Origin of the sequence: Sporolactobacillus sp. CQH2019 (genome assembly GCF_028765345.1) — a bacterium.
In the GTDB taxonomy this organism is placed as follows: Bacteria; Bacillota; Bacilli; order Bacillales; family Sporolactobacillaceae; genus Sporolactobacillus.
Genome location: NZ_JARAJZ010000013.1, coordinates 1 through 13,336, shown reverse-complemented (window position 1 = coordinate 13,336; position 13,336 = coordinate 1). Strand labels below are relative to the sequence as shown.

Below are 13,336 nucleotides of genomic sequence, written 5' to 3'. Positions count from 1 at the left end.
CCATATTCCGTAATTTAAGTTAAACTGAAAATAACCGCTAAAAGAGCAAATGTACCGGCAACGCCGAGGTATTCACTGATACGCAGCAGCCGGAGTTTGCCGATGGAAGACTCAATCCAGACAATTAATGCATCCAGGATCAAAAATTTGAAGAACAAAACCAGTTCTGCAGTCAGCAAATCGAGAAACGTCGCTGAAGATGCCAGCCCCCAGGGACCGAAAATGACATTCATCATGATCACGGACAGGACAAAAAATTTCATGGATCCGCCCCACTCAATCAGTGCAAGATCCGGTCCGCTGTAGTCATAAACGCGATTGGCATCGATCATCGAAAATTCCTGATGAGAACTTGGGTTATCGACAGGAATCCGTCCTGCTTCAGCCAGCAGCATCATAAAAAATGCGATAAAGAGAAAGATATGAATCGGAGAAAAGAACATACCGCCCATCGTCTTTGTCACATTGTAAGGAACCGTTGAATGTGCGGCAAATCCGACGCATAGCAGGACAAGAAACATGATCGGCTCGGTACAAAGCGATACAAAACGATTGCGTGTCGTTCCTACTCCCGCATACGGACTTCCTCCGGCGGTCGCTCCGGCGAGCAGAAAAAAGCCCCCCAGGCCAAGAATGAACCCTCCGGACAGCATATCTCCGGCAAAAGCCATGAAGAGAGGAAACGCCGTGAGGACCGGAATCAGCAAGGTAACGATTAGCGGAGCCGCAAAATAAATATAGGGGGCTGCAGAATAAATCCATCCGGCCGAATCAGGGACGACGCGTTCTTTATGAAATAATTTTAGAAAGTTCCAATACGGCTGAAAAATACTCGGCCCTTTCTTTCCCTGCACAAACTCTTTCCAGCGAGTTAATATTCCGCTTATCAGCGGGGCAAGAAGCAGCACGGTCAATAACTGAAGCAACTGCAAAAAAACGGCTTCCTGAAGAGAATGAACCACAAGGTAAACCCCCTCGTAACGATTAATGATAAATAAGGACCCGAAGGCCGGACGTTGCGCTGTAAATTGAAACTGTTCTTCCCCGGATCAAGGGACTGCGACATAAACGGCGGACTATAGCCTATAGCCCTCTTAACTGCCTTTTAGTGAACAGCCTCAAGTGAAAATGAAAATCATTTTTTCGATATCAAGCTAAAACATTTTACTTTTTTGATAAACACCGGACTCTTCTCCTCCCTGAAAAGTATTTCCACAGAAAATAGGGTAAAAGCTATACCTAAAACAGTGGGTTAGGAGCTCGCATGGAGTGCTGCACATGAAACATTTTCTGGAAAACCGATTTTAAGAAAAAAATGGCCCCTATTTTAATCAAAGATTAAAATAGGGGCCATTAGCATTCATTCATGCGTTAGGGTGAGCTCCATCACCAATTACGTATAGTAATTATAATGTCTGACCGATGATCTGTCAAAAATTTTTCAAAACAGAAAAACTTTAAATGATATCAAGGGTAATCACTAAATTTGATAATCAATGAAAGTTGTTTTATAAGAAACATGAAAAATTATGAAAGAGGATGTAGTCACATAAATGGTCACGAACTTAAATGATAACATTCTATTTTCCTGTTGATGCTCCAACTTAAGAAGACAATATGAACTATTTGAAAGCAATGAACAAGTTTATTTTGCTCACTGCTTTTATTTGTGAAAATAATTTTATCTTTTAGGGTTGCAATTTAGGCGAAGGCAGATTATATTGAGTACAGGAATAAAAGTTTCTTTAAAGAAACAAATATTCACTAAGCAAATAGGAGGCCAGAATAAATGTCTTACAAGGAAGGTGCAACGGCAACTGACAATGGATCTGCAGCCGGGGCTGTGTCAAAATTTAAGAGACGAGAGCATTCTGAATCCTTTAAAACAGCTATTGGGACGAAAAAAGGCTGGAGACAGGCACTTCCATTTATCGGACCCGCCTTCATTGCAGCAGTTGCTTACATTGATCCGGGTAACTATGCAACGAACATTCAAGGCGGTTCACAGTATGGTTATTTGCTGCTATGGGTGGTGATTGTTTCCAATCTGATGGCGATTCTGATTCAGACTTTGTCATCAAAGCTGGGAATTGCCACTTCGCGCAATCTTCCGGAAGTTTTACGGGACGAGTGGAAACCAGGCGCTGCGATCTTTTATTGGATACAGGGTGAGATTATGGTCATGGCGACGGACCTGGCCGAATTTATTGGCGCTGCTCTTGGTTTCCATCTCGTCTTTGGACTGCCCATGATCCCTTCGGCAGTTCTGACAGCGATTTGTGCACTGCTCATTCTTGCCTTTCAAGTCAGAGGGTTCCGTCCACTTGAAATGGTGATCGCGACAATGGTTTTTATTGTGGTTATTGCTTTCAGTTGTGAAATTGCCTTTTCCATGCCACAGTTTGCACCATTCATGGCCGGGTTCGTTCCCCATTTTCAGGGGGCGGGCAGTGTCATGCTTGCCGCCGGCATTTTGGGAGCAACGGTGATGCCTCACGCGATCTATATGCATTCGGGTCTGACGTGCCGGAGAGTCATTGGTAAAAATGCAAGTGAGAAAAAGAAAATCTTTCACTTTGAAATGGTCGATATTCTGATCGCGATGATTATTGCCGGATTGATTAATGCGATTATGCTGACAGTTGCTGCTTCAACATTTCACGGTCACATGGTGATTTCGGATCTGGATGTTGCTTTTAAACAATTTGGTAATTTTATTGCGCCGAGCGCCTCAATCCTGTTTGGCATCGGGCTGCTCTCGGCAGGCCTCTCGAGCTCATCCGTCGGGACACTGGCCGGCGACATCATGATGCAAGGTTTCATTCATAAGAGAATTCCGATTTTTATCCGCCGCGTTTGCTCAATGGTCCCGCCGTTAGCCGTTATTATTTCGGGTGCGAATGCGACAGGGGCCCTGGTGATGAGCCAGGTGGTTCTCTCCTTCGGCATAGCTCTCGCTATCATCCCCCTTGTTATTTTCACAAGTAAAAAACGAATTATGGGAGAACTGGTTAACCGCACACTGACTACGGCGACAGCATGGGCGATTGCAGGTGTGGTGATTTGCCTGAACGTTTTTCTTCTCTATCAGACATTTTTCGGATAATCAAAAAATTGTATTATCGTCTGTTCCTCCCCTGGCACTGTTCATACCGGGGGTTTTTATCAGAAGCCGGATCGTGTGTATGAGAAGGGAGTGTAATAGATGAATTCCCGTCCGAAATTCAGTTATACAGGAAAAGTAAAGGCTAAAAAGCCATGGGAAATATATCTGGGTGAGCAGCGGACAAAAGTTAAAGACGCACGGGAAGAAGAGGTTGATACGGACAGCCTTGCTGCTCAGTTCATCCATTTACGCAGAAAAAGAAAATGTTCTCAGAGAGAAATGGCACGTTTACTCTCAGTCAATCAAAGCATGATTTCCCGAATAGAAAATGGCGGGAATCGTATCTCATTGAATATCCTTATGGAAGTTTCGATGGGTTTAGGTGCCAAGATTATTATTTCAGCGGATTCAATCACTTTAATCACGAATAAGTAACATCTGAGTTTTCTTCAGGCCTTACTGAGCAATAGATACAGGTTTTTGAAAAATTCAGTCTTACATCTTAATCGTTTCGTTTATCTGTCACATGATATTTAAGCAGCTCTGTATTTTTGAGAATGAGCCATAAAAGATGATCTGAAATGACGATAGATGAAAGAATCCAGAATACGGTGAAGGATTTAATTAATAAAGACCCTTTGCCGGTTAATCCACTGCTCATGGCATTAAAGGCATTAAAGGAAAACATTCATGTCTTTCATGCAGATTTTGAATTTCGCAATCTTTTCGCCATTGCTAAGAAAAACAAAAAAGGCGTATATTTTTATCCGACAATTAGTGGGGATCAAAGAACACAGCGATTTATTCTCGCCCATTTGCTGGGTCACTATTATCTCCATTTTTTTCAAAATAAGAACGGTCAATTCTATCGCCAGTACCATTATTTATCTGATGCGATTTCTAAGAAAGAATCAGAGGCAGATAAATTTGCTTATCAGCTGCTTATGCCTGATCAGGTAGTTAGAAAGCTCATAATCCAAAACTACTCTGCTAAACAAATGGCAAACGTTTTTCAAATTTCCTCACAAAAGGTAAATATTCGGTTAAATCAAATAACCGAAGGAAATCTCTGAAACTTGATTAACTTGAGATTCATGATTATCACTATATTAAATACGTGAGGAGTCCGGTAATAATGTCAGAAACATTATCCCATACAATAAATGAAAATGGAGAAATCACTTATCGGAATATATTAATCGCCGTCGATGAATCCAAGGAGGCTGCTAAAGCCTTCGAAGCGGCTGTCAATTTGGCAAGGAAATACGATGCACATCTGTTGATTGTTTCTTTTTTAAACACCGGATCACTTGAAGCTTTAAGAACCTTTACTCCGCAAATCCATAACATGCGGGCGGAAGTGGCAAACCGGGTTAACATTTTTAAAAAGGAAGCACAGAACCAAGGAGTAAAAAGTGTCTCGGTTTTTACCGGTGAGGATTCACCGGCTTCAGCGATCATCGAGAAGGTGATTCCGCAGTACCATTGCGATCTGATTGTTTGTGGTGCCATGGGAACCACAAAATTAGATCGTTTCCTGATCGGTATCGGCAGTCAGTCCTCATATATGGCCCGGCTTGCCCCTTGTTCGGTATTGATTGTCCGCTGATTAAAAACGATAGACAGAGTTCTTCCGGAGCTGATTGATAAACAGCTAACTTGAGGGGGGACTCTGTCTCTATTTAGCTTTTTTTAGGCGACAATTTGAAGTCGGCTTGCCTACAAGAACCTGGAATTTGATATATATTACGGGCCTACAGACTCATCGTTTGACTTAATTTTAGCCGTAGGTTATTTAGAAGACTTTTATCAACCCACAGATCAACTGCTGCGAGAAGATAAAATACGTAGGGTCAGATTATTGACGGCTAATAATCAAAAATGAGTATCCCTCTTGCTCATTGCCCTGCTGTGCCGTCAAATGATGATCGGCTTTTCCTGAGACCGTCAATCTCTTGAAAGAAAAGAACGTTTCCGTGATGAACAAACTTCTGTAACAGTCGATAAACTTCTGTCGCGTTTGATAAATCGGGTGTACCTGCTGACGACCGATCAACCTGGCGCGACGACCGATAAACAGCTAAAACTGCCTGCCGCGGTCGATAATGGACTAAAGGCCAGGCCTGGCCAGTATCGGTCCGAGAATCCTCGTCTCGAAAAATTGACTATCGCCTTCAAGCAGCGAGCTATCGCTCCGTCAAAAGTTTATCGTCCCGAAAAAAGAATGAATCGCCCTGAAGCAGCGAATAATCGCTCCGAAATGGACTCGATTCGCCCTGTTCCGGCGAAGTATCGCTCCGTCAAGAGTTTATCGCCCCGAAAAAAGAATGAATCGCCCTGAAGCAGCGAACTATCGCCCTAAAATAGGCCCGATTCGCCCTATTTCGGCGAAGTATCGCTCCGTCAAGAGTTTATCGCCCCGAAAAAAGAATGAATCGCCCTGAAGCAGCGAACTATCGCCCTAAAATAGGCCCGATTCGCCCTATTCCGGCGAAGTATCACCCCGTCAAGAGTTTATCGCCCCGAAAAAAGAATGAATCGCCCTCAAGCAGTGAATAATCGCTCCGAAATGGACTCGATTCGCCCTGTTCCGGCGAAGTATCACCCCGTCAAGAGTTTAAACCGAAAGTAACACGGTCGATCCGTCAATCAGGGACGGTCTTGCTGCTCTGATTATTCACATTCATTGATTCCGATCTGTTTACTGTCGATTCTCCGAACTTAACAGCGTTTTCCGGCGATTTTGGCCACTGTTCACTATGAAATCAGATGAGCCAATCCATTAACATTTTGAAGCAAATGCTGATAAAAATAAACAGGGAAAACGGCCGGCTCTGAAACCCGGAAAGTTTTCCCTGCATTTATGGTTTAATTTATTGTGTCAATGGTTGAACGGGAAATAAATGTTGGTTCGCTATTATTTTTTTACATTCTCGGAAATCCGTACGCATATTGTACCGGTATATTCGTTTTCTTGTTTAATTTGACTGCTGCTTCCAGTGTCCAGTACGGGTTGCGCAGCTGCCCTCTCCCGACAGCGACGAGATCCGCTTCTTCGTTGCCGATAACGGCATTGGCCAGCTGCGGTTCTTCCAGTTTGCCGACCGCGATCACCGGAACATTGAGCGCCTCTTTGATTTCCCGGGCCAGCGGAAGCTGATAGCCGGCGTGCGTTCCCGGTTTCCCGTCGCCGCCGATCGGCCCTTCTCCGCCCGAGCTGACATGAAAAATATCAACGCCCGCTTTCTGATATTCTTTGGAAAAAGCGATGCTTTCTTTAATTCCGTAACCGCCTTCCACGTACTCTTTGGCAGAAATACGCAGAATCAGCGGCATATTTCCGGGCAATTCGCTTTTTACCGCCTGAATCACTTCTCTGCCGAACTTCGGCAGATCCTTGCCGTATTCATCGGTCCGGTGATTGGTATACGGCGATTGAAACTGGTGGATTAGATAGCCGTGGGCCCCGTGAATCTCAATCGTATCGAATCCTGCTTTTACAGCCCGGCGCACGGCCAGACGGAATTTTTCCACCAGTTGCTTGATTTCATCCGTCGAAAGAGCTTTCGGCGTTTTGGATTGTGCATTGAAAGGTATGGCCGAAGGGGCGACAGGCACCGCGGCGTCTTCCGCTTTGCGCCCAGCATGCGCTATTTGAATGCCCACTTTTGCTCCGTACTGATGGGCGGCTTCGACAATGCGCGCCAGAGGCGGAATCTGTTCATCCGACCGTAAACCCAAATCAAAATCCGTCGTCCGCCCGTCCGGCTCGATATCCGTCATTTCAATAATGATCAGGCCGGCTCCGCCGACGGCTCGGCTGACATAATGCACATAATGCCATTCTGTGGCAATCCCGTCTTTTTTTTCTACCGAGTACTGGCACATCGGCGGCAGCACCACACGATTTTTCAACGTCAATCCTTTTAATTGATAAGGGGTAAACAAATCTGTCATTCTGGACACTCCTTCTAAAATTTTGATGGACAGGAGCGGGCCGCTTCACGCATTCCATGTTCAGGATTTTTTCTCTGTCCTGGTACATTTGTTATCGGTCACAGCTATTTCCTGCTTTTCCTGAATTATTTGCGTATAACGAGACTTTCAGCGTTCCGTTTCCTTACCATAGGCCTTATTCCAATAGCTGTCCTGATACATACATCTGCACGTCATGCAGAAGGGGAGGGCATCGTGCCGAACACCGGCATGCCGCTCACACAGGCGGTTTAAATGGCATGATCAAAGCAATGCTCATTTACACCCTATGAGATTGACCGGTGGAAGCACTGGTGCCGCCGTCAACGGGAAGCACGACGCCTGTGATGTAGGCTGCATCAGGGGAAGCAAGAAACAATACAGCCGGAGCGATATCCGCCGGATATCCCGGCCGTTCCAGGGGAATACGGTTGATTAACTGAGCGAGCTGTTCAGACGAACCTGCCACGCTTGCAGTCATATCGGTAACGGTAAAAGCCGGTGCCACGGCGTTCACACGAACGCCCTTCGCGCCCCAATCGAGCGCTAGCGAGCGGATAAAACCGTTGACCGCATGTTTGGTCGCATTGTAAGCAGCCTGTTTCCAGTCTCCGTTCAGCCCCGATACCGACGAAGTTGCGATCAATGTGCCGCCGGTCTTCTGCAATGCCGGAAAGGCGGCCTGAGCCAGATAGAACAGCGCATCGACATTAGTCGAACGCAACTGTTCCCAATGCTTCTGATCCAGATCCATCAGATCCCCGCCCGCAAAAGCGCCGGCGTTGCTGACCACGACATCCAGCCGGCCGAAACGTTCCAGCACCGCCGCCACGATTTGCGCGGCGGCCTGCGGATCGGAAATATCTTTTGAAATCGCCAGGGTGCGTTCTCCCGGAAAAGCGGCCAGCGTTTCCTGCAATGCCTGCGGGCGCCGCCCGGTTACAGCAACGGCAGCGTGATTATCCAGAAATGCCTGCGCAATGGCCCGGCCCATTCCGCTGCCGCCGCCGGTAATCAAAACGACCTTTTGATCGAATGGATAGATGTTCTTTGTCATGCGAATCTGGCACCGCCTTCGACATGGATCGTTTCTCCGGTAACATTTCCGGCACCGAGCAGCCAAAGGGCAGTATCGGCAATATCATCGGACGTGCCGACCCGTCCGACTAAGCTGGACTTTGCAACACTTTCGAACATTTCCTTTTTAACCTGCTCGCCGAGAGCGTCATAAGTACCGGAATCAATGATGCCCGGGGAGATGGCATTGACGCGAATGGGTGCGAGTTCCTTTGCCAGTTGCGGCACGAGAAAAGCAACTGCTCCGTTGGTCACGCCCATGACCGTATAGGGAGGAGCCGGGGTCCACGCGGCCACACCGGAGAACAGAAGGATAGAACCTTTTGGAGACAGAATCGGTGCGAAGTGCTTTGCCAGCAGCATGGGGCCAATCACTTTTGCCTCAAATGCGGTAACAATTTTATCATGTTCCAGATCTTTGACCGCTACGTTATGGTGAGCGGATGCGGTGATGACTACATGATCGACGTGACCCAGTTTGGCTGCCGCAGCAGCGATGGTGCTTTCATCTGTAATATCAAGGTGGATTGAACTCGCGTTTGGAAGATTTGCGGCTGCCTGAGCAGCCAGTTCAGTATTGCGCGCTCCGATAACTACCTCCGCTCCGGCTTCACTCGCCCGCCGTGCAATGGCCAGGCCCAGAAATTTTGATCCGCCGATAACCAGTACCTTTTGCTTACTAAGTTTTCCTGCCATTTTGTTCTCCTTTCACCGATCAAATTATATTTTGCGTACGATACGAAACTTCGGACTTGTTGATTATTCAATCAATCACATAGGATCAGGCAGTTTTCCCGCCCGCAATAAGCTAAATGAAAATTCCTGTTCTCACCGCGGAAAAAGCCGTTCAATGCCTTCTGTTTTCTTCTGTAACAGCACGCTTGCCAAGTTATTATTTATGCATGACTTGCACTCGAAAACGTTAAAAGGAGTTCCCTGATTGCAGGGGCGGAAACAATCCCGGCTGTCTCCAGTGGTTAAACTGGGTTCTTTAATTTTATCAAGATCGCGTCCGGACTTCGTTTTGCAAAGCCTTGATATTTTTCTGTCAAAGGCTCCATGTGGGTTATTGACTGCAGATTTAACGAAAAGCTATGAATGCCGGCCTGCCCCGCATCATGCCAAAAATGCCCCATTAATAGTCATGGAATTGACCTTGTCCCCTGGTTCGGCAGTCAGCGAAACGCCTGTTTTGACCGCCTTGAATATCGTCAGCATAATAATCAAAAGGTTTTCTTTTTTTCGATAATAGTTTCCTCCTTTAAATTCTGTTTACCTTATGATAAACTGACTTACAATAAATAGAGGGAACGCACTTTTTGCTTCCTGACAAGGGGCAGTTCGGTAAATTGAGCTTGCCTTATAAAAAAAGATAAATAGATAGGATATATCTTTTATCTATAGGAATGATAAACCCTATTCCGGAGCTTGCCTAATTGATATTGTGCATACTGGATATAGCTAAAACGCATAGCCTGTAAAGGAGGATATTATGATCAGCCTTGAACAAATACGATATTTTCTGGAAACTGTCTGCTGCGGCAGTATGAATAAAGCTTCCGAACGCCTTTATATCTCGCAGCCGTCGCTTTCCAAACAGCTGAGACAGCTTGAAAAAGGGCTTGGCTGTGAGCTGCTCAGCCGAAGCTACGACGGGGTGGAACCGACCCCTCAGGGAAGGCTCCTCTACGAACGGATGAGCGGCTTGCTGGATGAATTTGATTCGGCAATTGAGCAAGTGAGGCATTTTGGGAAAGTGCGTCAGCTGCGCATCGGCGGGATTGGGAGTCTCGTAACCTATTTTCTTCCCCGGTATATGGAAAAGCTGAAAGCGGGCGGACAGAATCAGGTGATCGTCGATACCCGGCTTTCCAACGCGGAACTCGTAGACGGAGTCGAAAACGGCAAATTCGATATAGCGCTGCTTTCCAACGCAGAGCCGCAGCAGGACCTTGCCGTGATCCCGCTTATGACGGAACCGCTCTATGTGGTTTTTCCTGTGACCCATCCTCTGTACCATCGAAAAGACATCAGTTTTTGGGATATCGTCACCCATGAAAAACTGATACTCTATAAAGACCCGTGCACCATCCGCGCCTCGATACGCAGAGAGTGCAACCGCATGAAGGTAACCCCCCATATCGTGCTGGAACTTGATCTGACAGAGTCGCTTCTCAGCTATGTGAGCCACGGGGACGGCGTCACCCTTCTGCCGGCGATCGTAGCGAAAGGGATTCAGATCCCGTCCATTGCCGTCCGGGAAATTAACTGCATTCCGATATACCGGGAGATATCCGTTGCCATGAAAAAAGAAAAGGTATCCTCTTATCTGCCCATGTTTTCCGAGAACGCTGCAGCATCCTGCGCTTCCGCCGGGCGATGATGTTCTCTTGACAACAGGGTATCGGAACAGCTTCACTAGAAGTTTGCGATTTGCGTTCAGGGGAAATATGAAACAGGCAATGCCTTCCGTTGGACCGGGCGTTCAAGCAGGCTCCTGAAGACGGCCGGTCTCCGCCATATCCGATCAGATATAGGGAACAGGATTCAAGGTTGGAAAGATTCTACCTCCCGGGTTTGCCGATCCCGTTTGCCATGATTGCCGATGCGTTCACTACGGTGAAGGTAAAATCGACGTTCATGCTGACGGGATTTCTTATGCGGCGATTTCTCTGTCGGACAAATAAGGCCTTGCTTTCGGTGCTCCGAATAGGGGGCCTTGTCATGGGTGCATTTGGTTATGCAGTTAGCTCGTATACGGGCTCCTCCGGGTCAGCCGTTTTAATTCCATTTTTCTATCCATTGACGGGAAAAGCTAACGATGCCATCAAATGGTAGTTTTCTTTTTATCGATATAATAACAGCTTTTGTCTAATGAGTGTGAGCAGTGTTTTACTGAATGAAGTGAGTGATGCATCTCTTGAACTGATAAACCATAAACAGGAGGTAGTTAACATATCCGGATCCTGTTCGATGGGGATCAGTTTTATTTGCTGCAGATCTTCAAAAAATATATGAAAGAGCGAGTAATACGGTCCGAAGGCAATGGCCATATCCTGGCACACGGCCTTAGCGATCGCACTTATATGATTCGTTTTAAATAGTATCCGGGCGGAACAATGGGTTTTATTCTCCATTTGGCTCAAATAATTCAGTAGATAATTATCCTGGTAAAGAGCCAGCGGCTGTTGAATGACTTGCTCATACCTTAAAACTTTAAATTTGGCGAGCGGGGATTGCCGATTGACTGCAAAATGGAAGGTTCCGTCAACCAATTTCGTTATATCAAAAGGCAAATGATAATTGTTCAGAGTATCTGAAAAACCGATCAAGGCAAAATCAAGCTTTTCTTCCTTCAATGCTTTTAATAGATCCGGTGTGTTGTATTCGGACAAGTCGAGCTGGAGAAAAGGGAAATCCTGCTTCAGAGCATAAATCACTTCGATTAAGGAATCCGTGATACCCGGAATCGTCCCCATTTTTACTTTAAATGAAGGTAAATCTTTCCCGGCTTTATATTTATAAATTTCTTTCTGTTTTTCAAGAATGATATGGGCTTCTCGAATCACATACTGTCCGTCGATTGTCGGGACAGTCGAATTTCTTGTGCGCTGGAACAATTGAAGCCCCAATTCTTTTTCCAGATTGGAAACGGCCTGGCTGACTGCAGATGTCGTGATATGCAATTTCTTCGCCGCTCTTGAAAATTGTCTTTCCTGAGCCAGCGAAATGATAATCTCCAGCTGTTCAAAATTCATTTTTAAATGTCCTTTGATTAAGTTTTACTAAATTATAATATAACATTTTTTAAATTTACTTAATAGAAGCCGGCTGTTAAAACTATGGATAGAAATACTAAAAGCATTGAGGAGAGTGTTCATTGATGTGTACAAGCCTGACCCTGGAAACGAATGACGGCCATCATCTATTCGCAAGAACGATGGATTTTACATTAGATTTCGACCAAAAGGCGATGGTTGTGCCCCGGCAATATACGTGGAAAAATGTCTCCGGGAAAACCGTCATAGCTAAACAGGCTGTCGCAGGCATGGGGATTGAACATCAGGATCAAGCCATACTGGCAGATGGATTGAATGAAGCGGGAATGAGCTGCGCGGCCCTCTACTTCCCGGGCTTTGCTTGCTACAGCCCCAATAGGGATCTTCATAAAACAAATCTGGCTCCGTTTGAATTTGTCCTATGGTCTCTGTCACAATTTGATTCTGTCCAGTCTGTAAAGGAAGAAATCGACTGTGTTTCTTTCCTTGATTTCCCGCTGTCTCTTTTAAAGACTACGCCTCCGTTGCATTGGATTCTATCCGACAAAAGCGGAGCCTGCATGGTCATCGAGTCAACAAAGCAGGGGGTGCGCGTTTACGATAATCCAGTGGGCGTTATGACCAACAGTCCGGAATTCAGTTGGCATCTGCAAAATTTAAGACAATATATCGGACTCAGGCCCGGACAATTTGAGCCGACTCAATGGGGGAGTTTGCCATTAAATGCCTTTGGGCAGGGGTCGGGCTCAGTTGGATTACCCGGTGATTTTACGCCGCCGTCACGATTCGTCAGAGCCGCCTACTGGAAACAGAACATTCGGGCTGTAGAAAATGAAGGGGAGGGTCTGACGGCCGTTTTTCACATACTTTCTTCTTGCGAAATTCCTAAAGGCGGAGTCACTACACTGGATAACTTGGAAGATCATACCATCTATACTTCGGCCATGTGTGCGGAATCAGGTACCTATTATTATCATACCTATGATTGCAGCCAGATTTCGGCGATCCGTTTATCTCATGAAAATCCGGATGCAGACAGGATAAAAATGTATCCCTTTCATCGCGTACAGTCTGTTCATGATGAAAACTGAATGGCTCTTAAAATAAGTCGGGCGGCTTTTCGATGAGAAGCCCATTAAATGCCGCAAGGGCACTACATATTTGGGGACAAGAATGATCAGGTTTACGAATTTTTATTCTTTAGGAGGGTGGATTGTTTTGCAGGGCTTTTCTACTTCCCAGGACAAAGAACTTTATATATTCGTCATCATACTAGTAGATCGTTTCATAAATACCGTTAATATATTAATGCTCAGTTTGCCATGGACTCCATTTTATATTTCCAACGAAAGGGGACAGGATTTTGGTTGATTTCCTGTAAATAAAGTTCCATGCGCTG

11 protein-coding genes and 1 riboswitch are annotated in these 13,336 nt (G+C 45.8%); of the genes, 6 read left to right on the top strand and 5 right to left on the bottom strand.

The window, feature by feature from the left end:
- Nucleotides 1-14: 14 nt before the first annotated feature.
- Nucleotides 15-962, bottom strand: a complete 948-nt coding sequence (locus OYT88_RS16525) for a respiratory chain complex I subunit 1 family protein (RefSeq protein WP_274401455.1) — start codon at nt 960-962, stop codon at nt 15-17.
- Nucleotides 963-1,337: 375 nt separating this feature from the next.
- A riboswitch (Fluoride riboswitch) is annotated at nt 1,338-1,400 on the bottom strand.
- Between the two features lie 443 nt (nt 1,401-1,843).
- On the opposite strand from OYT88_RS16525, the gene OYT88_RS16520 reads away from it, so the two are divergent.
- The 4 genes from OYT88_RS16520 (at nt 1,844) to OYT88_RS16505 (ending at nt 4,715) form a co-directional block, all read left to right on the top strand.
- The gene (locus OYT88_RS16520) at nt 1,844-3,106 is read left to right on the top strand and encodes an Nramp family divalent metal transporter (protein WP_443217537.1); all 1,263 of its coding nucleotides are present in this window, start codon (nt 1,844-1,846) and stop codon (nt 3,104-3,106) included.
- A 99-nt stretch (nt 3,107-3,205) separates the two neighbouring features.
- Entirely contained in the window at nt 3,206-3,541 is a 336-nt protein-coding gene (gene relB, locus OYT88_RS16515; protein WP_274401453.1) for a type II toxin-antitoxin system RelB family anti-toxin, read from the top strand.
- A 146-nt stretch (nt 3,542-3,687) separates the two neighbouring features.
- The gene (locus tag OYT88_RS16510; protein ID WP_274401452.1) at nt 3,688-4,179 is read left to right on the top strand and encodes an ImmA/IrrE family metallo-endopeptidase; all 492 of its coding nucleotides are present in this window, start codon (nt 3,688-3,690) and stop codon (nt 4,177-4,179) included.
- Between the two features lie 62 nt (nt 4,180-4,241).
- Nucleotides 4,242-4,715, top strand: coding sequence for a universal stress protein (locus tag OYT88_RS16505; protein ID WP_274401451.1), 474 nt, complete (start codon nt 4,242-4,244; stop codon nt 4,713-4,715).
- A 1,316-nt stretch (nt 4,716-6,031) separates the two neighbouring features.
- Here the strand turns inward: OYT88_RS16505 and OYT88_RS16500 are convergent.
- From OYT88_RS16500 to OYT88_RS16490, 3 genes are all read right to left on the bottom strand, one after another.
- Nucleotides 6,032-7,063, bottom strand: coding sequence for an NADH:flavin oxidoreductase/NADH oxidase (locus tag OYT88_RS16500; RefSeq protein ID WP_274401450.1), 1,032 nt, complete (start codon nt 7,061-7,063; stop codon nt 6,032-6,034).
- A gap of 298 nt (nt 7,064-7,361) precedes the next feature.
- Nucleotides 7,362-8,138 carry a meso-2,3-butanediol dehydrogenase gene (gene budC, locus OYT88_RS16495; RefSeq protein WP_274401449.1) on the bottom strand — a complete coding sequence of 259 codons (777 nt, stop codon included), beginning with the start codon at nt 8,136-8,138 and terminating at the stop codon, nt 7,362-7,364.
- Nucleotides 8,135-8,854, bottom strand: coding sequence for an SDR family oxidoreductase (locus OYT88_RS16490; protein ID WP_274401448.1), 720 nt, complete (start codon nt 8,852-8,854; stop codon nt 8,135-8,137). The genes budC and OYT88_RS16490 overlap by 4 nt, the downstream gene beginning before the upstream one ends.
- Nucleotides 8,855-9,650: 796 nt before the next feature.
- Here OYT88_RS16490 and OYT88_RS16485 point away from each other — a divergent pair.
- The gene (locus OYT88_RS16485; RefSeq protein WP_274401447.1) at nt 9,651-10,541 is read left to right on the top strand and encodes a LysR family transcriptional regulator; all 891 of its coding nucleotides are present in this window, start codon (nt 9,651-9,653) and stop codon (nt 10,539-10,541) included.
- A 463-nt stretch (nt 10,542-11,004) separates the two neighbouring features.
- Here the strand turns inward: OYT88_RS16485 and OYT88_RS16480 are convergent, their stop codons facing one another.
- Nucleotides 11,005-11,916 carry a LysR family transcriptional regulator gene (locus OYT88_RS16480; RefSeq protein ID WP_274401446.1) on the bottom strand — a complete coding sequence of 304 codons (912 nt, stop codon included), beginning with the start codon at nt 11,914-11,916 and terminating at the stop codon, nt 11,005-11,007.
- Between the two features lie 125 nt (nt 11,917-12,041).
- Here OYT88_RS16480 and bsh point away from each other — a divergent pair, with 125 nt between their 5' ends.
- Nucleotides 12,042-13,028, top strand: coding sequence for a bile salt hydrolase (gene bsh, locus OYT88_RS16475; protein ID WP_274401541.1), 987 nt, complete (start codon nt 12,042-12,044; stop codon nt 13,026-13,028).
- Nucleotides 13,029-13,336: the final 308 nt, after the last annotated feature.

Excerpts from the sequence above, each read along its gene's own strand:
- OYT88_RS16480 (WP_274401446.1), bottom strand. The coding sequence starts at position 11,916 with ATGAATTTTGAACAGCTGGAGATTATCATTTCGCTGGCTCAGGAAAGA.
- OYT88_RS16510 (WP_274401452.1), top strand. The coding sequence starts at position 3,688 with ATGACGATAGATGAAAGAATCCAGAATACGGTGAAGGATTTAATTAAT.
- OYT88_RS16505 (WP_274401451.1), top strand. The coding sequence starts at position 4,242 with ATGTCAGAAACATTATCCCATACAATAAATGAAAATGGAGAAATCACT.
- budC (WP_274401449.1), bottom strand. The coding sequence starts at position 8,138 with ATGACAAAGAACATCTATCCATTCGATCAAAAGGTCGTTTTGATTACC.
- relB (WP_274401453.1), top strand. The coding sequence starts at position 3,206 with ATGAATTCCCGTCCGAAATTCAGTTATACAGGAAAAGTAAAGGCTAAA.
- OYT88_RS16490 (WP_274401448.1), bottom strand. The coding sequence starts at position 8,854 with ATGGCAGGAAAACTTAGTAAGCAAAAGGTACTGGTTATCGGCGGATCA.
- bsh (WP_274401541.1), top strand. The coding sequence starts at position 12,042 with ATGTGTACAAGCCTGACCCTGGAAACGAATGACGGCCATCATCTATTC.
- OYT88_RS16500 (WP_274401450.1), bottom strand. The coding sequence starts at position 7,063 with ATGACAGATTTGTTTACCCCTTATCAATTAAAAGGATTGACGTTGAAA.
- OYT88_RS16485 (WP_274401447.1), top strand. The coding sequence starts at position 9,651 with ATGATCAGCCTTGAACAAATACGATATTTTCTGGAAACTGTCTGCTGC.